The organism is Sedimentitalea sp. (assembly GCF_039973035.1).
Taxonomy (GTDB): domain Bacteria; phylum Pseudomonadota; class Alphaproteobacteria; order Rhodobacterales; family Rhodobacteraceae; genus Sedimentitalea.
In genome coordinates, this window is sequence record NZ_JBDWLR010000094.1 from 1 (window position 1) to 19304 (window position 19304).

The 19304-nt window shown below is 58.5% G+C and carries 18 protein-coding genes and 1 tRNA gene; 9 read left to right on the plus strand and 10 right to left on the minus strand.

Annotated features, from left to right (window positions below; all coding sequences use genetic code 11):
• Positions 1–215: ATP-binding protein (locus ABJO75_RS25005; protein WP_348133251.1), on the plus strand; the 215-nt coding region annotated here is incomplete at its 5' end.
• 56 nt (positions 216–271) lie between these two features.
• Here the strand turns inward: ABJO75_RS25005 and ABJO75_RS25010 are convergent.
• Positions 272–610 carry a hypothetical protein gene (locus tag ABJO75_RS25010; protein ID WP_348133248.1) on the minus strand — a complete coding sequence of 113 codons (339 nt, stop codon included), beginning with the start codon at positions 608–610 and terminating at the stop codon, positions 272–274.
• Between the two features lie 671 nt (positions 611–1281).
• Between ABJO75_RS25010 and ABJO75_RS25015 the strand changes: the two genes are divergently transcribed.
• Positions 1282–1542, plus strand: a complete 261-nt coding sequence (locus tag ABJO75_RS25015) for a hypothetical protein (protein ID WP_348133245.1) — start codon at positions 1282–1284, stop codon at positions 1540–1542.
• Positions 1543–1567: 25 nt separating this feature from the next.
• Here the strand turns inward: ABJO75_RS25015 and ABJO75_RS25020 are convergent, their stop codons facing one another.
• From ABJO75_RS25020 to ABJO75_RS25045, 6 genes are all read right to left on the minus strand, one after another.
• Positions 1568–2482 (minus strand): hypothetical protein, encoded by a 915-nt coding sequence (locus tag ABJO75_RS25020; RefSeq protein ID WP_348133242.1) that lies wholly within the window; start codon positions 2480–2482, stop codon positions 1568–1570.
• On the minus strand, positions 2479–3789 hold the full coding sequence (locus ABJO75_RS25025) for a TRAP transporter large permease subunit (protein ID WP_348133239.1): 1311 nt from the start codon (positions 3787–3789) through the stop codon (positions 2479–2481). The genes ABJO75_RS25020 and ABJO75_RS25025 overlap by 4 nt, the downstream gene beginning before the upstream one ends.
• The gene (locus tag ABJO75_RS25030; protein WP_348133237.1) at positions 3786–4499 is read right to left on the minus strand and encodes a TRAP transporter small permease subunit; all 714 of its coding nucleotides are present in this window, start codon (positions 4497–4499) and stop codon (positions 3786–3788) included. Before ABJO75_RS25030 ends, ABJO75_RS25025 begins: the two co-directional genes overlap by 4 nt.
• A 47-nt stretch (positions 4500–4546) precedes the next feature.
• The gene (locus ABJO75_RS25035; RefSeq protein WP_348133234.1) at positions 4547–5518 is read right to left on the minus strand and encodes a TRAP transporter substrate-binding protein; all 972 of its coding nucleotides are present in this window, start codon (positions 5516–5518) and stop codon (positions 4547–4549) included.
• A gap of 28 nt (positions 5519–5546) precedes the next feature.
• Entirely contained in the window at positions 5547–6797 is a 1251-nt protein-coding gene (locus tag ABJO75_RS25040; RefSeq protein WP_348133232.1) for an FAD-dependent oxidoreductase, read from the minus strand.
• 436 nt (positions 6798–7233) lie between these two features.
• Complete coding sequence (locus ABJO75_RS25045; protein WP_348133229.1) at positions 7234–8130, minus strand: alpha/beta hydrolase; 897 nt, start codon at positions 8128–8130, stop codon at positions 7234–7236.
• A gap of 167 nt (positions 8131–8297) precedes the next feature.
• Here ABJO75_RS25045 and ppk2 point away from each other — a divergent pair, with 167 nt between their 5' ends.
• On the plus strand, positions 8298–9296 hold the full coding sequence (ppk2, locus tag ABJO75_RS25050; RefSeq protein WP_348133254.1) for a polyphosphate kinase 2: 999 nt from the start codon (positions 8298–8300) through the stop codon (positions 9294–9296).
• A gap of 14 nt (positions 9297–9310) precedes the next feature.
• On the opposite strand, the gene ABJO75_RS25055 is transcribed toward ppk2, so the two are convergent.
• Both ABJO75_RS25055 and ABJO75_RS25060 read right to left on the minus strand, forming a co-directional pair.
• Positions 9311–9946, minus strand: coding sequence for a nucleoside/nucleotide kinase family protein (locus ABJO75_RS25055; RefSeq protein WP_348133226.1), 636 nt, complete (start codon positions 9944–9946; stop codon positions 9311–9313).
• Positions 9947–10095: 149 nt separating this feature from the next.
• A tRNA-Leu gene (locus tag ABJO75_RS25060) sits at positions 10096–10181 on the minus strand.
• A gap of 244 nt (positions 10182–10425) precedes the next feature.
• Here ABJO75_RS25060 and ABJO75_RS25065 point away from each other — a divergent pair.
• Positions 10426–11004: a YqaA family protein gene (locus ABJO75_RS25065; RefSeq protein ID WP_348133224.1), complete on the plus strand. Its 579-nt coding sequence runs from the start codon at positions 10426–10428 to the stop codon at positions 11002–11004.
• Positions 11001–11462, plus strand: a complete 462-nt coding sequence (locus tag ABJO75_RS25070) for a disulfide bond formation protein B (protein WP_348133222.1) — start codon at positions 11001–11003, stop codon at positions 11460–11462. The genes ABJO75_RS25065 and ABJO75_RS25070 overlap by 4 nt, the downstream gene beginning before the upstream one ends.
• 99 nt (positions 11463–11561) lie before the next feature.
• On the opposite strand, the gene ABJO75_RS25075 is transcribed toward ABJO75_RS25070, so the two are convergent.
• Positions 11562–12311 (minus strand): DsbA family protein, encoded by a 750-nt coding sequence (locus ABJO75_RS25075; protein WP_348133220.1) that lies wholly within the window; start codon positions 12309–12311, stop codon positions 11562–11564.
• Positions 12312–12531: 220 nt separating this feature from the next.
• Between ABJO75_RS25075 and ABJO75_RS25080 the strand changes: the two genes are divergently transcribed.
• The 4 genes from ABJO75_RS25080 (at position 12532) to ABJO75_RS25095 (ending at position 19246) form a co-directional block, all read left to right on the plus strand.
• Positions 12532–13677 carry an aminotransferase class I/II-fold pyridoxal phosphate-dependent enzyme gene (locus ABJO75_RS25080; RefSeq protein ID WP_348133217.1) on the plus strand — a complete coding sequence of 382 codons (1146 nt, stop codon included), beginning with the start codon at positions 12532–12534 and terminating at the stop codon, positions 13675–13677.
• A gap of 136 nt (positions 13678–13813) precedes the next feature.
• Complete coding sequence (locus ABJO75_RS25085) at positions 13814–16366, plus strand: PBP1A family penicillin-binding protein (protein WP_348133214.1); 2553 nt, start codon at positions 13814–13816, stop codon at positions 16364–16366.
• 82 nt (positions 16367–16448) lie between these two features.
• Positions 16449–17576: a peptide chain release factor 2 gene (prfB, locus tag ABJO75_RS25090; RefSeq protein WP_348133211.1), complete on the plus strand. Its 1128-nt coding sequence runs from the start codon at positions 16449–16451 to the stop codon at positions 17574–17576.
• Positions 17577–17749: 173 nt separating this feature from the next.
• A complete protein-coding gene (locus ABJO75_RS25095; RefSeq protein WP_348133208.1) occupies positions 17750–19246 on the plus strand; it encodes a hypothetical protein in 1497 nt (498 codons plus the stop codon).
• Positions 19247–19304 lie beyond the last annotated feature (58 nt).

Consider the following 19304-nt stretch of genomic DNA (forward strand, 5'->3'; position numbering starts at 1 on the left):
TCTATGAGCGGACCAGCGTCGTCATCACTACCAACCTCAGCTTCAGTGAATGGGCGCAGGTCTTCGGTGATGCAAAAATGACAACAGCACTGCTCGACCGGCTCACGCACCGCTGCCACATCTTAGAAACAGGCAACGATAGCTACCGCTTCAAAGCCAGCTCAGAGGCCGCAAAGAAAACCACAAAGGAGGCCACCACATTGACCAAAGTATAGCTGCGGATACATAACTAAGAGCGGGTCAAATCTCGGTGACAATACCGGGTCAGTTCTCAGTGACATTCAACAACCAACTCTCCACAAACTGATCCGTCCGACAGGATATTCGATTTAAATATTTGCGTTCCCATGTGCGAAGCAAGCTCTAGATCAAAAAGTGCATCGTTTGGCAGAAATTTCTTAAGGTCCACCTTGGCAGCGATCAATTTTACGCTAGGATTCAGTTTCGTGTTGATCAGCAGCTTGTTGGCGGCAATCAGCCTGTCAAAGACCGTCGCGTTTGAAGCGGGGTGGGACCGGATCTGTTCCCCAACGAAATCCTCTACAATGGCCAATGCGGCTTCTTCGTAGCGGTCATGTTTGGAGACGGGGAAATCAACGTCTTCTGACATTTCCCATGTATATGCCTGCCCGTCCTGAGAAATTGTGGCATGGCCGGTGCCGCTCTTGGGGCGGGGGTTTCAACGGGCGTGAAGCAGACCCGGTTGGTCATCCAGCCTTTTAGCACCAGAGTGAAGGTTTCATAGTGGCCGAACCGTTTGGTCAACTCGTTGCACAGGCTGGTACTGTGGACATAGGTGCGGTGCTCCCGGAATGGGCAATCCAGAAAAAAGGGTTCGTGTAGCGTGTCCAATGCATGTTCCTTTGAACAGATCTTAGTTGTTGAGCACGTTCTTATTCCCTCCGAAGTAGAAGCACCTACTTGCGGCAAGCCGGTTTTGCCGTTGTCAGAAGGCGAGATTAAGCTTCGTTGTCGAACCCAGTCGAGTTGAAACCATGCCTCGGCGGGGCGCACTCCGATGTTGATCCGGAATTTTTGTGTGCGCTTGGGCGTGCCAAACGGGCGGCCAATCGGATCCAGTGTGCCCGTCGGCGAGCTCCGGGCACAGGCGCGATTGGCGCAGACAGGGACCGGGTAAATTGACGGTTAACCTATCGGTCCGCTGCTTAGGCGGTCGATAAACATGGGCCTGATAGATCACTGGCCGGTGACGCGCGGATATCAAAGACGCGCACTTTGCCAGTTTTCCGCCCATTTGGGCATTGATCCGAAGGATATGACATGGCCACAACAGCCTATAGTTTATTGGCCGATTGGAATGCCGCGAACCGGTATACTTCCAGCGGCGAGACCGATATTATTCTCAGCAATACCAGCGGGCGTGTCGTCAACTGGGTTCTCACGACCTCCGATACGGCACCTTCCTTGGGCGCGGCACAGGGGCATCCGCTGTTGCCGTATCAGAGCCGCGCGATGAAGTTGCTTGATGGTGAACGGTTGTGGTTTTCCGGTGCCGGGGCGAGCGCTTCGCTGGGGGTCTGAACATGTCGACCCCGGTGTGATTGGCCTAACGTCGGTACAGGCGCGCCAGCAAGATCGGGGTCAACAACATGGGCAGTTGGTAACAGCCCAGAAACACCAGAAGTGGTGCGGTGACATCTGGCGGCAAGGCCACAAAAAAAAGCGAGACGTTGCGATTTCCGGCGACAAGGGCGCGGGCCCCTGAGATCGGATCGCGTCCCCTGAGGAGCATCGCGATTTGGGTGCCGAAATTGGCGGCAAAGGCGATCACCAGCCAGAAGATGAACGTCGCGGGTGTATTGGCGATGGCGACTGAAACAGATGCCATCAGCGCAATGACGAATACGGCCAGCGCCAGTACGGACAGACCGTCGATCCGTTGCGTTGTCCTTCGGCAGATGCCGCGGAGCGTGAGACGGCGTAAGATAAGTGCGCCACCACCAGCAAGCAGAATAGTCAGGACCAATCGAAGGGTCGCACCGAGAACTTGTTCGGCAGAGCCAAGAGCTGGCATGAGCCAGAAAACCGGCAACACCGTGACGGGAAGCAGAACACTGCCCAACACCATGAGTTGCATGGCGGTTGGGACGTCGAGGCGCATGATCGCGGCGATGTTGGGGCTGCTGACGATTGGGGGAGCGCAAGCCAGCAGAACCAGTGCCAGCGGTACTGGCGATTGTGTGGCCCCAAGGGCAAAGGCCGCTGCCAGCACTGCCAACGGCAAGACGAGCTGAGAGATTAGTACATACCACGCGGCACGGGGCAGGTCGGTGCCAAGTGCCCGCAGGTCCGTGGGTGACAGGCGCAGTGCGCCCAGAAACAACAGCACGACCACCATTTCGGGTATCCAGCCTGACAGTGCCTGCGCAAGAGCGGGTAGGGCGATGCCTGCTGCAAGGCCAGCTACCAGAACCGACCGCGCATAGCGTGACACCAGCAGCAGCGGATCAGGCAGCGTCATCCAGGGGACTGGCGGATGTTGTCGGGCAACCAGGTGGCCAGTTCCGGCCACGCCACAAGGATCACCACCATAACCATCATCAAAAGCACCATCGGGATTGCGGTTTTCGCGATATAGGAGATCTCGTGATTGGTCATGCCTTGCAGCACAAAGAGATTGAAGCCGATGGGCGGCGTGACCTGCGCCATTTCGACCACGACGACGATGAAGATACCAAACCAGATCACGTCGATCCCGGCCTGACGGATCATTGGTTCGACGATGGCCATGGTGAGGACGACCGATGAGATTCCGTCCAGAAACATGCCAAGCACGATGTAGAACAGCGTGAGGGCCACGATCAACACGACGGGCGACAGATTCATCTGGTCAATCCAACCCGCCAGCGCACGGGGCAGGCCGGTAAAGCCCATCGCAAGCGACAGGAATGACGCGCCCATCAGGATCAGGGCAATCATCGCCGAGGTCGCGGTGGCGCCCATCAGACTTTCGCGGAAGGTCGACCATGTGAGTGACCTCTGTGCTCCGGCGAGCAGGAGCGCGCCGAGAACACCCACCGCCGCCGCCTCGGTCGCTGTGGCCCAGCCGAAATACATCGATCCGATCACCAGCGAGACGAGCAGCAGCACCGGGATCAGAAAGCGGCTTTCTCGCAGCATCTCGGCAAGGCTCAGTTTTGGCTCCGGTCGGGCGTGTTCGGATTTGCGGAGATAGTGCCAGCCGATGATGTAGGTGGTGAAAAGTCCCGCCAGCACGAGGCCCGGAATGATACCGGCCATGAACAGCTTGGTGATCGATTCATTGATCGTCACGCCATAGACGATCAGCGTCAGGGACGGTGGAATCATCAGGCCCAACGTAGCGGCCCCGGCCAACGTGCCGATGATCATGTATTCCGGATAGCCACGTGAGCGCAGTTCCGGGATCGACATTTTGCCCACCGTGGTCAGAGTTGCGGCGGACGAGCCGGAGACAGCGGCAAAGATCGTGCAACCGGCGATGTTAGTGTGCAAGAGGCCACCGGGTAGGCCGCGCATCCATGGTGCGAGGCCGCGAAACATGTCTTCGGACAGCCGTGTGCGATAGAGAATTTCGCCCATCCAGATGAACAGGGGCAGGGCGGTCAGCGTCCAGCTCGAGGCGCCTGTCCAGATCGTCGTCAGCATCGCGTCACCGGCGGGGCGACTGGTAAACAACTCCATTCCGACCCAGGCGACACCCATCAGGGCAAGACCGATCCAGACGGAACTGCCAAGCAGGGCAAAGAGGACAAATAGAAAGATGATGGTGGCGTAAAGTTCGCTCATTCCACGGCCTCCGATCTGATGCGGCTTTGGCCGGTGGCAGCCATGCGAGTCAGGTTGTCCCAGAGCGCCACGGCCAACAGGATGGTGCCGATGGACATCGGCAATTGCGGTAGCCAAACAGGAGTGAACACCCATTCGCTGCCGGTTTGGGCCCAGAGCTCTCCCCAGTTGGTTGGTGCCGTGCGAAACATGGCAAAAAACGACAGCAGCCATTCTGGTACCATGTCCTGCCCCTGAGTGCGGTCGTTGAGGATCTTGGAGAACAGATTGGTTTTGACCGCGTAGCGCGCGAAATAGGTGGCGGTAATCGCGGCGATCAAAGTGGCGAACAGGTCAAGCCAACGGTGGGTAAACGGGTTCAGATTGAGAAAGATCGACACCCGAATATGTGCACCGCGATTGAGCGCGTAAGCCAGCGCAAAAAACGACGTCGCTGCCATCGCATACCCTGCAAACTCGGTCGAGCCGGGAAAGGCGATGCTGCTCCACCGGGCCGCCATTTGCAGGACGATGATCACCAGGATCATCACCAGAAAAACCGCTGAAATCGCGCCGGCAAGCTGATAAAGCCGATCGAGCAGGGGCCAAATCGGAGAGAGCAATCGCTGCGCCGCTTCGGGCCGTACCGCGCAGAGCACGACCAGAACCACAGGCAGAATAAACAGCCAGACCCATAGGGGCAGCCCCATCCAGATGGACCAATCACTCATCCTGTGTTCTCCGATAATGGAAACGGCGCGCGCCGTTGATTGCCGTGTTACTGTGCCTTGTAGGCGTCGATGATCGCCTGACCGTCCTCGCCCGAAGCGGCGAGCCAGTCATCCTGCATCGTGGCGCCAATTGCCTCGAGCTCTGCAAGGAATTCGGGTCCGGCATCGATGACTGTCATGCCGTTCTCTTCCAACTGTTCGAAATACCAGTCCGCCAGTTCTTCGGATTTTGCGAGACAGGCGGCGCCGGTTTCATCGGCAGCTTTCTGAACCGCGGCCTGCGTGTCGGCGTCCAGCGCATCCCACGCCTGCTTGTTCACCATCACGTAGTTGCGCGGCAACCAGGCGTTGACCTTGTAGTAGTGGCTGAGATGTTCCCAGACCTTGCGGTCATAACCGGTTGAACCCGAGGAAATGAACGCTTCGGCAACGCCGGTTGCAAGCGCCTGGCTCAGCTCTGCGGCTTCGACCTGTACCGGGATCATGCCGAGCGCCTCTGCAAAAGTGGCCGTCGCGGTGTTATAGCTGCGGAATTTGACGTTCTGCGTGTCGGCAGAGGAAGTCACTTCCTTGTTGAAATAGAAACCTTGTCCCGGCCAAGGACAACTGTAGAGCGTCACCAGATTCTGTTCGGCCAATGCGGCATTGACAGGATCTTTGGCGGCCTGCCAAAGCTTTTCGTTGTCGGCATAGGATGTGGCCAGAAACGGAACGTTATCCCAGCCCAGGAGCGGCGTTTCGTTGGCATGAGAGGACATCAGCCGCTCGCCTATTGGCACTTGGCCGGTCTGAATCGCGCGCTTGATCTCGCCGCCCTTAAAGAGCGAGCCACCGGGATGCACGGTAATGACTAGATCGCCGCCGGAATATTCGCCGACTTTTTCGGCAAAGGTCTGCCCCATCTCTGAATGAAAGTTCGACGCGGAATAGGCCATCGGCATATCCCAGCTTTCGGCCTGTGCAGCAGCGCCCAAGGCAAGCGTCGCAACAGTCATGCCCATCAGTCTTGTCAGTTTCATCGTCACATCCTCTCGGTTGGTTGGATTATTACGCCCGTCGGTCCGGTGAAAAGGTCGACAGGTCGGTATTGACCGGTTGCCCGGTGATCATCTGCGCCAGCCAGCGACCCGTCTTGGGACCACCGCTGAGGCCGATATGCTGGTGACCATAGCCGACATAGACGTTTGGTGCTGCCGGGGTCTGTCCGATCACGGGAATGGAATCCGCAGTGGCCGGGCGATGGCCCATCCATTCCAGAGTATCGTCATAGGTCAGATGCGGAAACAAGCGCGCCACCTGACGTTTCAAAAGGTCAAATGGAGCCGAGGAAGGGCCGGCCTTTAGTCCCCCAAATTCCACGACACCGGCGCAACGCAGCCGTCCATTCATCGACCCTGCCACGAACTTGCCCGCAGCCACCATAATTGGTGATTTCAGGGTGATCGACGGGTTTACGAATTCCACGTGATAGCCGCGTTCGGATTCCAATGGGACGCTGATGCCAAGGTCACGCGCCAACGGGCCGCTCCACACACCGGTGGTCATGACGAAACTGTCAGCCGTGATTTGCCCGGCGGAAGTCCGGGCGGCAACGGCCTTGCCGTTCTCGCGGTCAAATCCGGTCACCTCTCCGGTGAGCAACGTACCGCCACGGGACACGAACTCATCGGCCAAGGCTGTTACATAGGCACCGGGATCGGTGATCAATCCATGTTCGGGACATTCCACGCCATAGCCAAAGCAGCCCGCCAGCGCCGGGTCGTAGGCGGCGATGTCCTCGGCCGAAAGTTCGTGATATCGGTATCCGCGTTTGCGGCGGATGTTCCATGCATAGTTGTCGGCCTCAAACGCTGCCTTGTCAGGGTAGCCAAAGAGATAGCTGCCGGGTTTCACAAATTCTGCAGCCGGCGTGCCATTTGCGAGCGCGAGGTGCTGATCCGCACAATCGCTGAGCAGTTCGCTCAGGGCCTGAGACGCATGTTCGACCTGGGCATCGGTGCTGTTTGCAAGATAGCGGCGCAGAAAGGGCAGCAGGCGCGGGAGATACCCCCATTTCAGAAACAGGGGCTGGTCAGGGTCAAACAACATTCGGGGGGCCTTGGCCATCAGACCCGGAACGGTCACAGGCACCACGGCGCAAGCTGCGAGAATGCCGCCATTGCCATACGAGGTCCCGCCCGCAGGGCCGATCCGGTCGATCAGCGTCACTTTTGATCCGGCCCGCTGAAGCCAGAGCGCCGTTGCGACCCCAACGATGCCCGCGCCGATCACCAGAACCTCTGTGTCTTGTCCTGTCACATAGTCCCCCGACTGTTGTGAGCGCAGATTGGCGCGATAACGGTTTAAATGCCAAGGGTTTTTTTGGATGTCGGGCGATCCATTCCGAGACTGGCGCAAGAGGCGCTGAAATCCGCGGCGATTGTGGCATCCGGGTAAAGTATGTCTGCCGGCGCCGCCATCACAGCCTAGGGGCTATGGTTCGCTCGGTGCTTTTTGGCGAGCGGGGCTAAGGCGCACTGTTTGGCGCGCCTGGCCTCGGCGCAGCGGGAAATGCCATTCTGGTCGGGAGTGGTGTGTCGTCAGTTTGATCTGCCCGAAGGTCAAAGCGGCAATTCAAGTCGAGGTACTGGGTTTACGCCGCATTCCTTGTTTCCTGCACGACACTGAAGCGCAGCGATTGATGGCTTCAGAAACCGAAGCATGACTGCGCCAACTCGCAGCCTTGCCCAGTAATCTAGCTTTGAATTTTGCCCAGCCATGCGATCACTGCGTCTGCGATCGTCTGCGGATCTTGATGGATCAGCCAGTGATCAAGGTCGGGCAGCGTGACGCGGGTGAGATCGGGGGCGAATTCGCCAAGGCCCGCCGTTGATTCAGGCAGCAATGCGGTGTCACGTTCGCCCCAAAGGAGCAGATGCGGGCAGCGGACCATAAGCCGTTCAACAGGCAGAACCGGCAGGTCGGTCAGCGGACTGCCCGGTTCCGCGATCCGCAGGGGCGAGGCGCGATACCAGTGGATCATCGACTTGAGCCGACCGGGCCGCGACCATTCAACGAGATAGGCCGCGCGCGCCTCATCGGTCAGCCAACCGGTATCCATCTTGGCCAGAAACAAGTCACGCATCTTGGCAAAGTCATTCGCCGCGAGCAGGTCATGGCTGTCGTCCCGGCGCAGGAAATTGATGTACTGGCTGGCCTCAGACTGCGCGCCGCCTGATGCCATCGCGCGTTGAAACGGCACCGGATGGACGCCATTGGCGATGATCAGACGACTGACCAGATCAGGTTTGAACATGGCAAGCCCATAGGCAACCGCCGCACCCCAGTCATGCCCCATGACCGTCACCGGAGCCCCGATTTGATCAATGAGTTCCGCCATATCCGCAACCAATGCAGACGCGGTATAGTTCTCAACGCCTTCTGGCGCCCAGCTCTGACCATAACCGCGTTGGTCCGGCGCGATACAGTGAAACCGATGCGCCAAGAGCGGGGCAAGATCAGCCCAGGCACCACCGTATTCGGGAAAGCCGTGCAACATCAGCAAAGGGGGCAGCGACGGGTCTCCCCAATGGCGCAGGAAAAACGGATGTCCCTGCAGTGTGACGGTTTCGGTTCGAAACGCGTTGGTCATTGTCTGGCCTCACCTGTTGGCTGTCTGGTGCAAATCGCCCGCCTTATGTGGGCAAGCTACAACGGCAACCCGGACTGTGACAGTTTCTTGACAGGGATCAAGGTAGAGAGGTGAAAGCTGCGTTAGGCGTGGTTCGAGCCCCACACCAGCCGGAGATGCGAATGACCTTGCCCAAGACCGCCGCCAGTACCAAATCCACAACCGACGCCGCTCAACCCGTCACACCTGACGAACCTGCAAAAGTGGCCGCAGCGCCCGCCACAGCGCCGCCTGTCGCTGAACAGCAGTCTAGTCCGCCGACAAACGAACAGGTGCGGCGCGCCTTTGAAAGCGGCAGATATCCGTATTCGCGCAAGCTGAGCCGGCGCACCTACGAGGCAGACAAGGCCAAACTGCAGGCCGAACTGCTCAAGGTACAGCTTTGGGGACAGGAAACCGACCAGAAATTTGTGCTGTTGTTTGAAGGCCGCGACGCAGCGGGAAAGGGCGGCACGATCAAGCGTTTCATGGAGCATCTCAACCCGCGTTCGGCCCGCGTGGTGGCGCTGAACAAGCCGACCTCAGAGGAAAAGGGGCAGTGGTATTTCCAGCGCTACGTTCAGGAATTGCCCACAGTTGGTGAAATGGTCTTTTATGATCGGTCCTGGTACAATCGCGCAGGCGTAGAGCGGGTAATGAATTTCTGCGACCCGGCCGAGTACCTGGAGTTCATGCGCCAGACACCCGAGCTTGAACGGATGCTGGTGCGTTCGGGCATCCGACTCTACAAATATTGGTTCTCGGTCACGCAAAATGAGCAAAAGCGCCGGTTTGATAGCCGCGAGACCGATCCGCTCAAACGTTGGAAGCTGAGCCCGATCGACAAGGCATCGCTGTCCAAGTGGGACGACTATACCGAGGCCAAGGAAGCGATGTTCTTCTATTCGGATACCGCAGATGCGCCCTGGACGGTGATCAAGTCAAACGACAAGAAGCGTGCGCGGTTGAACTGTATGCGGCATTTCCTATCTTCGCTGGAGTACCCGGACAAAGACCATGACGCTGTTGGTTCGCCCGACCCGTTGATCGTCGGGCAGGCCCATCACGTCATCCACAAATCCAACCATATCCTAGGAACCGCGTTACATCCGGATGGGCGTGCAAAAAACCCCAGCGCGCCAAGCTAAAGCAATGCGTTTGCTCAGACGTCGCTGCTAAATTCAAGATCGGCGGGCAGGGCGGCGGTTTGTATGCGGGTCGCGTTTGCCATGTCATTCTCTTCGGCGCGTGCTTGGGCTGCGGTATGATCCAGCCCATGCGCCAGCCAGCGATTGATCAGCCGGGCGCGCAGTGTTGCCAGAGGGACCTGTAAGCGGATCGACAGATCCCATAGAGGAGCCAGTTCCCGCCAGCCGGGTTCGTCCAATAGCAGGTAATTGCCCTCGATCAGCACGATGCTGCATCCGGGGCCGACATGCCCCTTGCCTGCAATTGCGATGTCCCGGCTGCGATCAAACACTGGGTAATAGACATCCGTGTCATTTGCGAGAGCCCGCGCCAATCGGTGAAACCCCGTGAAATCAAAGGTTTCTGGCGCGCCCTTGCGATCGAGTAGGTCTCGCTCAATCAGGATCGTGTTATCCAGATGAAACCCGTCCATCGGAATCACCTGAACCTGCGCTCCGGCCTCGGCCAATCCGTCCGCCAGATCTGCGGCAAGGGTTGATTTGCCGCTGCCCGGAGCACCGGCGATTCCGACAAGACACCGCTTGGTCGCTGATCGACACGCGAGGATGCGATTGATCAGATGTTCCGTGGTCTGGACAGCTTCGCTCATATGGGTCCCGATTCCGATGAGGTCTGAGTGTCGTGTGCTCTGGTTTATAAATACATATTGGGCGATGCCCCAGTCGGTTGGCCCCTCCGATCACACGGTGGGCTGAATATGACAGAGCATCTTTTCTCAATCAATAACAGGAAGAAGGATGGTACCCGAGGCCGGACTTGAACCGGCACGCCCGTTAAGGCAACGGATTTTGAATCCGTCGTGTCTACCATTCCACCACTCGGGCACGAAGCTGCGTATATCGCGGAGAATCGCGGTCGTCCAGACACAACCTGCGCCTCAAAGCGATGGCTTTCACTTTTTCAGAATTTGGATGATTTTCACAGATGGTCCGTAGGGGCGCCCGAGCAAATAGGGGTCGCAACACGGCCTGAACCAGGCCATTGCCGGAAAAAGTGTGACGACGCGGTTGACCCGGTCTGCGCCGCGTGGTTTTCGAAGCAAACCCTTTGACCAGAGGTGCTGACCCGATGCTCAGAAAGACCTATGATCGCACGATCCAGCTTGCCGACCACCCCCATGCGCTGTGGTGGCTGGCTGTTATAGCCTTTCTGGAAAGTTCGGTTTTTCCGATTCCGCCTGATCTCCTGATGATCCCGATGATTCTGGCACGGCCGCAGCGGGCGTGGGTGATTGCCGGAGTCGCGCTTGTCGCTTCGGTTCTTGGCGGGCTTCTGGGCTATGCCATCGGGGCGCTTGCCTATGAGAGCATTGGGCAACCGATTCTGGCCGCGATGGGCAAGGCTGACGCGATGGCCGAGTTTAACACGCGATTCAACGATTTCGGGTTCTGGGCGGTGCTTACGGCCGGTGTCACGCCATTTCCCTACAAGGTCATCACGATCATGTCGGGGTGGACAGGGATGCCGCTCGCAACCTTTGTGGCAACATCCATCCTGGCCCGTGCGCTGCGGTTCTTTGTCGTGGCCGGGTTGCTTCGCGCCTTTGGTGCGCCTGTGCGTGAGTTCATCGAACTGAGGCTCGGGCTGGTGTTTACACTATTCATTCTGCTGCTGGTCGGTGGCTTTGCAGTGGTCAAATACCTATGACGCGGCGGGTTTTCGTACTGGCCGCAACCGCAGGATCATTTGCGCTGCTCGCCGGGGCCTTTGCATTTCAGTATATCGGCGGCATGGCCCCCTGCGACATGTGCCTGTGGCAGCGGTGGCCCCATGCCGCAGCAATCCTGATCGGTATCGCGGCGCTGGCCGTGCCGGGGCGTTTGCTGCCCTTTCTGGGGGCGCTTGCCGCGCTGAGCACTGCCGCGATTGGTGCCTACCACACAGGTGTCGAGCGCGGATGGTGGGAAGGGCCGACCACCTGCACCTCCGGGCCGACCGGGGGGCTGACTCCGCAGGAATTGCTGGATCAGATCATGGCCGCACCGCTCGTGCGCTGTGACGAGGTGGCGTGGGAAATGTTGGGGTTGTCTATGGCCAGCTGGAACATGATCGCCTCATTGTTCCTCATGCTGCTCTGGCTCGCGGCGATGCGTCAATCACGCTGAAGCGTCAAGAACAACGGCGTGATCGCCATTGTCGTCGGGTGTCGGGCGATCATCGCCCCGCATTCGGGGCGATGGTCATTGGCGTCAGAAACTCTGTATTCAGCCCTCGCGCTTTTCGGAAACGATGATTTCGAGTTGATCGGCAGGCAGATAGCCGCGCAGCAATTCGTCGTGCAACACAAAGGTTGGAGTGCCGCTGATCTGCATACGCTGTGCCAGCGCGCGTGTTTCGGCGATTTCGGCGGTAATATCCTCATCGCCCATGCGGGCGAGGATCGGCGCGCTGTCCAGACCCAGACCATCGGCAAGGCGACCCAGAACAACGTCGTTTACGTCACCATCCAGCTCCATCAGGGCATCGTGCACCTGTTCATAAGCTTCGTCGCCGGCCACTTTGCGCGTGGCGATGGCAAAGCGGGATGAGGCCATCGATGCCTCGCCCAGAATCGGAAATTCCTTGACGATCAGACGGATGTTTCCATCTGCGGCCAGCAGCTTGGCGACTTCGGGTTTCGCACGACGGCAATAGCCACAACGATAATCCATGAATTCGACCAATGTGATGTCGCCATCCGGATTGCCGCCAACCCAGGAATAACCGTCGTCAAACAAGGCATCCGCATTGTCCTTGACCAGCGAGACGTCCGCCTGTGCCTGATCCTGTGCATTGCGTTCTTTCAACAGATCGACGGCCTCGATGATGATCTCTGGGTTGTCCATCAGATAGGCGCGGACCTCGGCCCGGAACGCCGCGCGTTCGGGATCGGTCAGGTCGGTCAGGTCGGCGGCGCTGGCCGATCCGGCGAGCAGGGCGACCGCGGTCAGGGTAGGGGCGGCAAAGCGGATCATCGTTTGTTCTTCCTTTTGGAAAGCTGTCATGACGCAATGAACACATCTTTTGCCCGCTGCCAAGGTGCGGACCCCTTTGGTAACAACCTTGTGGCCAAGCGTGCCCGCGCTCGAACGCGCGGCGGCCCTGATGTCACGCGGATTGCTGCATGCGACGGGCGGCATTGACGTTGGTCCCGATTAGCGGTCAAACCCCATGGCCGCACCAAGGGAGAAACGCATGCGAAATTCAACCCGATCACAGGTCGATCCGTTTATCGTGATGGATGTGATGGACGCGGCGCGGCGTGCCGAAGAAGCCGGACGGCGGATCATTCACATGGAGGTGGGGCAACCGGGCACCGGAGCACCCAAAGCCGCAATGCGCGCCTTGTCCACGGCGCTTGAGAGCGAACCATTGGGGTATACCGTTGCGCTCGGCTTGCCGGCATTGCGGCGACGGATCGCGCAGCTGTATGGCGAATGGTACAACAGCGATCTTGATCCGGGCCGGGTGGTGGTGACATCGGGATCTTCTGCCGGATTCTTGCTGGCGTTTACGGCTTTGTTTGACACGGGCGACAGGGTCGGCATTGGCGCACCAGGGTATCCAAGCTATCGCCAGATATTAAGGGCGTTGGATCTGGTGCCGGTCGATTTGCAGACGGCACCTCAGAATCGTCTGCAACCGGTTCCGGCGGATTTTGCCGGGATGGACCTTGCCGGGTTGATGGTGGCCTCGCCCGCGAATCCGAGCGGCACGATGCTGGATCGTGATGCGATGGGCGGATTGATCAACGCTGCGGCAGCACAGGATGCGGCGTTCATCAGCGACGAAATTTATCATGGGATCGAGTACGAGGCGAAAGCGGTCAGCGCGCTTGAACTCACCGACGAATGCTATGTCATCAATTCCTTCTCGAAATATTTCAGCATGACCGGTTGGCGCGTGGGCTGGATGGTGGTGCCCGAGGATCATGTTCGTGTGCTGGAGCGGATCGCGCAGAACATGTTCATCTGTGCGCCACATGCGAGTCAGGTGGCGGCGTTGGCCGCGATGGAGTGTGATGCCGAACTGACTGCGAACCTAGAAGTCTACAAGGCCAACCGGGCGTTGATGCTCGACGGGTTGCCAAAGGCTGGCTTTACCAACATCGCGCCACCCGACGGTGCATTTTATGTCTATGCCGATGTGTCCGAGCTGACCGATGACAGCCGTGCCTTTGCCGCTGAAATCCTTGAAAAGGCGGGCGTGGCGGTGACTCCGGGACTTGATTTTGACCCCGTGCGCGGTCACGGCACATTGCGTTTTTCCTATGCCCGTGCGACTGCGGATATCGAAGAGGGCCTGACGCGCCTTGCCCGTTTCATGGCAGATCGAGGATAGCAGCGTTTTGCAACGCCGCGTCATGCGTGTTTTTCCGCTGATGTTGTGGCAGGGACGACGATTATTACGCGTTGTGTTTTGACCCTCTGCCCGGTCATCCCTATATAGGGGCCACCGCGCCAACAGAGGCAATCAAGTGATCCGTTTCGTCCTATCCTTCTTTGGAGCGATTTTTACGCTCGTGACCCTTGGTATCGCCGTGCTGGCGCTCAGCATTGGTGCGATATTCTGGATCTACGGGCGCGATTTGCCCAGCCACGAGTCGTTGGCCAACTACAAGCCCGCGACGATCAGCCGGATCTATTCCGGCGAAGGTCACATGATCGACGAATTCGCCAAGGAGCGGCGGCTGTTTGCACCGGCGGACGAAATTCCGGACCTGGTGAAACAGGCCTTTGTTTCGGCGGAAGACAAGAATTTCTACACCCATGGTGGCTATGACACACGCGGCATCGCTGCAGCGGCGTTTGAAGCGGTGAAATCGCGCGGGCAGAACGTGCGCGGTGCGTCAACCATCACACAGCAGGTCATGAAGAACTTCCTGCTCTCGGCAGATCGCAAGATCGAACGCAAGATCAAGGAAATCATCCTCGCCGCACGGCTTGAGGAAACGCTGGACAAGGAACAGATCCTCGAACTCTACATGAACGAGATCTTTCTGGGGCAGAACTCCTATGGTGTAGCCGCCGCCAGCCAAACCTATTTCAACAAGACCCTGGCCGAACTTGCGCCGCACGAGGCCGCGATGCTGGCCGCGATGCCGCAAGCGCCGAGCAAATACCACCCGGTGCTGGCCAAGGAACGCGTTACCCAGCGGCGCGATTACGTGCTGCGAGAGATGTTTGAGAACGGCTATATCGACCGGGCCACATATGAGTACGAGGTGCAGCAACCGCTGCGCTCGGTTCAGAATGGCGATTTCGAGAGCTTTCGCACCGCTTTGCCGCCACGGGATTATTTCACCGAAGAGATCCGCCGCCAGCTGCAGGACGATTTCGGGGATGGTGAGTTCTTTACCGGCGGTTTCAGTATTCGCGCCACAATTGACGAAGAAATGCAGACAGTGGCCGCCGAGTCGCTGCGTCGTCAGCTTGAAAGATACGACCGTGGTCGTGGGATCTGGCATGGCACTGAGGATACAATTGCTGCTGAGAACCTAGTGGACGAGGCGAGCTGGCGCGAGGCACTGCGCAGCGCCGAGGTGCCGCGCGATGTCGTCCTGAATGGTGGGTGGCACCCGGCCGTGGTTCTGGAAATGGGAACACAAGACGCCCGGATTGGCATCGAAGGTGTCGACGAGGACGGGGATGGTCACTGGATCGTGGCCAAGGATGTTCAATGGGCGCGCAAGCGCAACAGTGACGGTACGCTGGGCCGCAAGGCGCAGGCGGCAGATGACCTGCTGGATGTCGGTGACGTGGTGCTGGTGCGGGCCATGACCAATGACGATGACGGTTCGTTCATCCGCTGGACCTTGCGTCAGGTCAGCGATGTTCAGGGCGGATTCATGGCGATGGACGTCAACACCGGGCGTGTACTGGCGATGCAGGGCGGATTCTCCTATCAGGACTCGGTCTTTAACCGTGCAACACAGGCACAGCGCCAGCCGGGATCAAGCTTTAAGCCTTTTGTTTATGCGGCGGCTTTGGACAGCGGCTATAGCCCTGCGACGATCGTTGTGGACGCGCCGATCGAAGTGAATACACCGCAGGGTCTGTGGCGACCGCGCAATTCGTCAAACAAATTCTATGGCCCCACGCCGTTGCGAACCGGGATCGAACAGTCGCGGAACCTGATGACCATCCGTCTTGCCCAAGAGGTGGGTATGTATACGGTCGCCAACTATGCCGAGAAATTTGGTGTTTACGACGACATGGGCCCCTATCTCGCCAACGCGCTCGGCTCGGAAGAGACGACGCTTTACAAAATGGTGGCGGCCTATGCGATGTTTGCCAATGGTGGTGAGCGGGTCGAGCCGACTTTGGTTGACCGGATTCAGGACCGTTATGGCAAGACCATCTATCGCCATGACAAGCGCGACTGCGTCGACTGCAACTCCGCCGCTCTGAACCCCGGCGCGACGCCCCGGATTGTCAGCGACCGCGAACGGGTGATGGATGCCGTCACCGCTTATCAGCTGACGTCGATGATGAAGGGTGTTGTGGATCGCGGAACCGCCAGCGGAGTTGTCAAGCTGCCGGTTCCGACCGCAGGCAAGACCGGCACCACAAACGAGGCCCGTGACGTCTGGTTCATCGGCTTTACGAGCAACATCGTAGCTGGCTGTTACATCGGCTACGACCGTCCGCGTCCTCTGGGGCGCAGCGCTTATGGGTCATCCCTGTGTGGTCCGGTGTTTCAGTCGTTCATGACCGAGGCGACCGAGAAATACGGCGGCGGTCCATTCGAGGTGCCTCCGGGCGGATACTTTATCAAGATCGACCGCTTTACCGGTGGCCGGCTGCCCGACAGTGCGAGCGGACCAAACGTGGTTGCCGAGTATTTCCGTGATGGCACCGATCCCGACTTTGGCCGGACCTATGACGGCGGCTTTGCCATGGGCTCCAACCTCCCGCTGGTCGAAGGCGTGAGTGGCGGTGGCCGACAGGTCAAGACATCGACCGGCGGTACCGCTGTAGTTGGACCCAAGGCGAATTTCGGTACGGTCAGTTCCGGTGGGCTGTATTAACGCCGCTGTTGCAAGCGGCGCTTGCCGCTCCGCCGGGGCTGGTTTATCACCGGGTCTCACAGATTGAACCACTAGGATTGCCATGCGCGCCGAGACCCAGAATACCGTTGCCGAAATCGAGAAATCGCTGGAACTACTGGCGCAGCGACTAGATTGGGAAACTGCGCCCCATCGGCTTGAGGAATTCAATGCGCGCGTCGAAGATCCCAATCTCTGGGATGATCCGGACGCCGCACAGAAACTGATGCGCGACCGGCAGAATTTGGTCGATGCGATGGAAACCTACGAGTCGATCAAGCGCGATATGTCCGACAATGTCGAGATGATTGAATTGGGCGAGATGGAAGACGACCAGGAGGTCGTGACCGACGCTGAGAATGCGCTCAAGGCGCTGGCCGTCAAGGCCGCGCAGAAAGAGCTTGAGGCGCTGCTGGATGGCGAGGCCGATGGGAACGATACGTTTCTTGAGATCAACTCCGGGGCAGGTGGCACCGAAAGCTGTGATTGGGCCTCGATGCTGGCGCGGATGTATGTCCGCTGGGCCGAGAAAAAAGGTTACAAGGTCGAACTGCAGTCCGAGAGTGCAGGCGAAGAGGCAGGCATCAAATCGGCGACGTACAAGATCAGCGGTCAAAACGCCTATGGCTGGCTGAAATCCGAAAGCGGTGTGCACCGGCTGGTCCGGATCAGCCCGTTTGACAGCGCCGCCAAGCGCCACACGTCATTCTCGTCGGTCTGGGTCTATCCAGTCGTGGACGACAATATCGAGATCGAAGTGAACCCGGCGGATATCCGTATCGACACCTATCGTTCTTCGGGCGCGGGTGGGCAGCACGTCAACACCACGGATTCCGCAGTTCGGATCACCCACCACCCCACCGGGATCGTGGTGACGAGTTCCGAGAAGTCGCAGCACCAGAACCGCGATATCGCGATGAAAGCGTTGAAATCGCGGCTGTATCAGCTGGAGCTGGACAAACGGAACGCGGCAATCAACGAAGCGCATGAAAACAAAGGCGATGCGGGCTGGGGCAACCAGATCCGATCCTATGTTCTGCAACCTTACCAGATGGTCAAAGACCTGCGGACCAACCATGAAACATCGGATACCAAAGGCGTTCTGGACGGTGATCTGGATGGGTTCATGGGGGCAACGCTGGCGATGGATGTGACCGGGAAAAGCAGGGCCGAGGCGCAGGGCGAAGGCTGATCTGGCGGCAAGGTGATGATCGCCACGCAGTTTCGATGAGTGTCAGGCGACACTTGACGGCCTGATTGCCAGACGGTTCACTGGCCTGACTGACGCGACGTCGGTAAAATCTTCCATAATTTGGCCATGGTTCGAACCCATATGTCTCGTGCCTGATCAGAGGAGCGTGACGCGTGGCGACTGAAATCATCAATTCCGAACTGACAGAAACCTTTTATCTGGATGCCTTTGACGAGGTGATCATCAAGCGTTCGGGTGCGATTGTCACAAATGACGACATGGGGCTTTTTAACCGAACAGATGCCGATATCGGAGTGAGCCTTGAGATCATGGGACGGGTGCAGGCGGAGCTCGCTGGTATCTTGCTCAGGTCGGGACCAGAGACCGAGGTTGCACCGGGCATTCGATCCTATGTCAGCATAGGCGAAACCGGATCCGTTTCGGGTCAAATGGGGTTGATGATCTATCAAGACTTCGGCGCCGATGTTCGTGTTGCGGGTGTGGCCAGTGGCAGTTACGGCGGAGTTCTCTTGGCCGCTCCGAATAGCACGCTCAGAATATCGGGTGAGGTGAGCGGAGGCAGTGGCGCCGCACTCCAGATCGACAGTCAACGCCAGAGCAATCCCATCGGTTTCGCCTCGATTTTAAATGCGGGAACGATCAGGTCAGATGATTATGTCGCAGTCTACTTTCAGGATGCGGGTGGGCAATTCCGAAATACCACCACGGTTTCCGGAGCCACCGGTGTCTATGCTGCCGGAAATCAGGAACTCCTGATCCGAAACGAAGGCACGATTTTTGCGAGTGGCTGGGACGGCATCGGCATCGTCTATGGCAGTGAATTGGCGACCATCAACAATTCGGGTGTCATCGATGCGGCAGACAATGCGGTCTATTTGATCGATGTGGAGTCCCGCCTGATCAACTCGGGGACAATCTCCGGCGATCACGGTCTTTGGGTTGACGGTCTGGGAGAACTGGTGCTGCGCAATTCCGGAGTCATCTCCGGAGAGTCCGCCGCGATGTTCGATCATGGCTGGGGGCAGCGCGACGTGGTGAACCACGGGTTGATCGCCGGAGATATCGACGCGGGCCAAAGCGGGGGTGACTATCAACTGACCAATCACGGGACCATCGCGGGTGATATCAATTTCGGAGAAGGCGATGATTACTACAAGCTGACCGAATCCGGCATCATGACTGGCGAAGTTGACGGCGGCATGGGGGACGACACGCTGATTGGCAATGACAAGACGGACCGGCTATCTGGAAACGACGGCAGCGATTGGTTGCGCGGTCGAGGCGGTGATGACACGCTCGACGGTGGCGCAGGCGAAGACAGGCTGCAGGGCGGCGAGGGTGATGACATCATCAATGGCGGCGTCGATTTCACCCCCGAAGTTGATGAAGGGCAAACCGATGTGATGACCGGCGGCGCGGGAGCCGATGTTTTTGTCTTTGGCGAGCAAAGCGGCCGGGACCGCGTGACTGATTTTGAGGATGGCACCGACATCCTGCGACTGGACGGTCACGTAGGCGGGTTCGACATGCTGACGATAATTAATCAGAACGGCAACCTGCTGGTTGAGCATGACAATGGCTCGATCGTATTGGTCGGGCAGGCCGGTTTGGCGCTGACGCAGGCCGATTTCGATTTTGTCATCGCCTGACGGCGTTGTGTTAGTGCATTCAGGGGCTTGCATGACATAGGGCAGACGGTAGGCTGGC

Coding starts and splice junctions, on each gene's coding strand:
- ABJO75_RS25010 (WP_348133248.1), bottom strand. CDS start 610: ATGTCAGAAGACGTTGATTTCCCCGTCTCCAAACATGACCGCTACGAA.
- ABJO75_RS25015 (WP_348133245.1), top strand. CDS start 1,282: ATGGCCACAACAGCCTATAGTTTATTGGCCGATTGGAATGCCGCGAAC.
- ABJO75_RS25020 (WP_348133242.1), bottom strand. CDS start 2,482: ATGACGCTGCCTGATCCGCTGCTGCTGGTGTCACGCTATGCGCGGTCG.
- ABJO75_RS25025 (WP_348133239.1), bottom strand. CDS start 3,789: ATGAGCGAACTTTACGCCACCATCATCTTTCTATTTGTCCTCTTTGCC.
- ABJO75_RS25030 (WP_348133237.1), bottom strand. CDS start 4,499: ATGAGTGATTGGTCCATCTGGATGGGGCTGCCCCTATGGGTCTGGCTG.
- ABJO75_RS25035 (WP_348133234.1), bottom strand. CDS start 5,518: ATGAAACTGACAAGACTGATGGGCATGACTGTTGCGACGCTTGCCTTG.
- ABJO75_RS25045 (WP_348133229.1), bottom strand. CDS start 8,130: ATGACCAACGCGTTTCGAACCGAAACCGTCACACTGCAGGGACATCCG.
- ABJO75_RS25055 (WP_348133226.1), bottom strand. CDS start 9,946: ATGAGCGAAGCTGTCCAGACCACGGAACATCTGATCAATCGCATCCTC.
- ABJO75_RS25065 (WP_348133224.1), top strand. CDS start 10,426: ATGCTCAGAAAGACCTATGATCGCACGATCCAGCTTGCCGACCACCCC.
- ABJO75_RS25070 (WP_348133222.1), top strand. CDS start 11,001: ATGACGCGGCGGGTTTTCGTACTGGCCGCAACCGCAGGATCATTTGCG.
- ABJO75_RS25075 (WP_348133220.1), bottom strand. CDS start 12,311: ATGATCCGCTTTGCCGCCCCTACCCTGACCGCGGTCGCCCTGCTCGCC.
- ABJO75_RS25080 (WP_348133217.1), top strand. CDS start 12,532: ATGCGAAATTCAACCCGATCACAGGTCGATCCGTTTATCGTGATGGAT.
- prfB (WP_348133211.1), top strand. CDS start 16,449: ATGCGCGCCGAGACCCAGAATACCGTTGCCGAAATCGAGAAATCGCTG.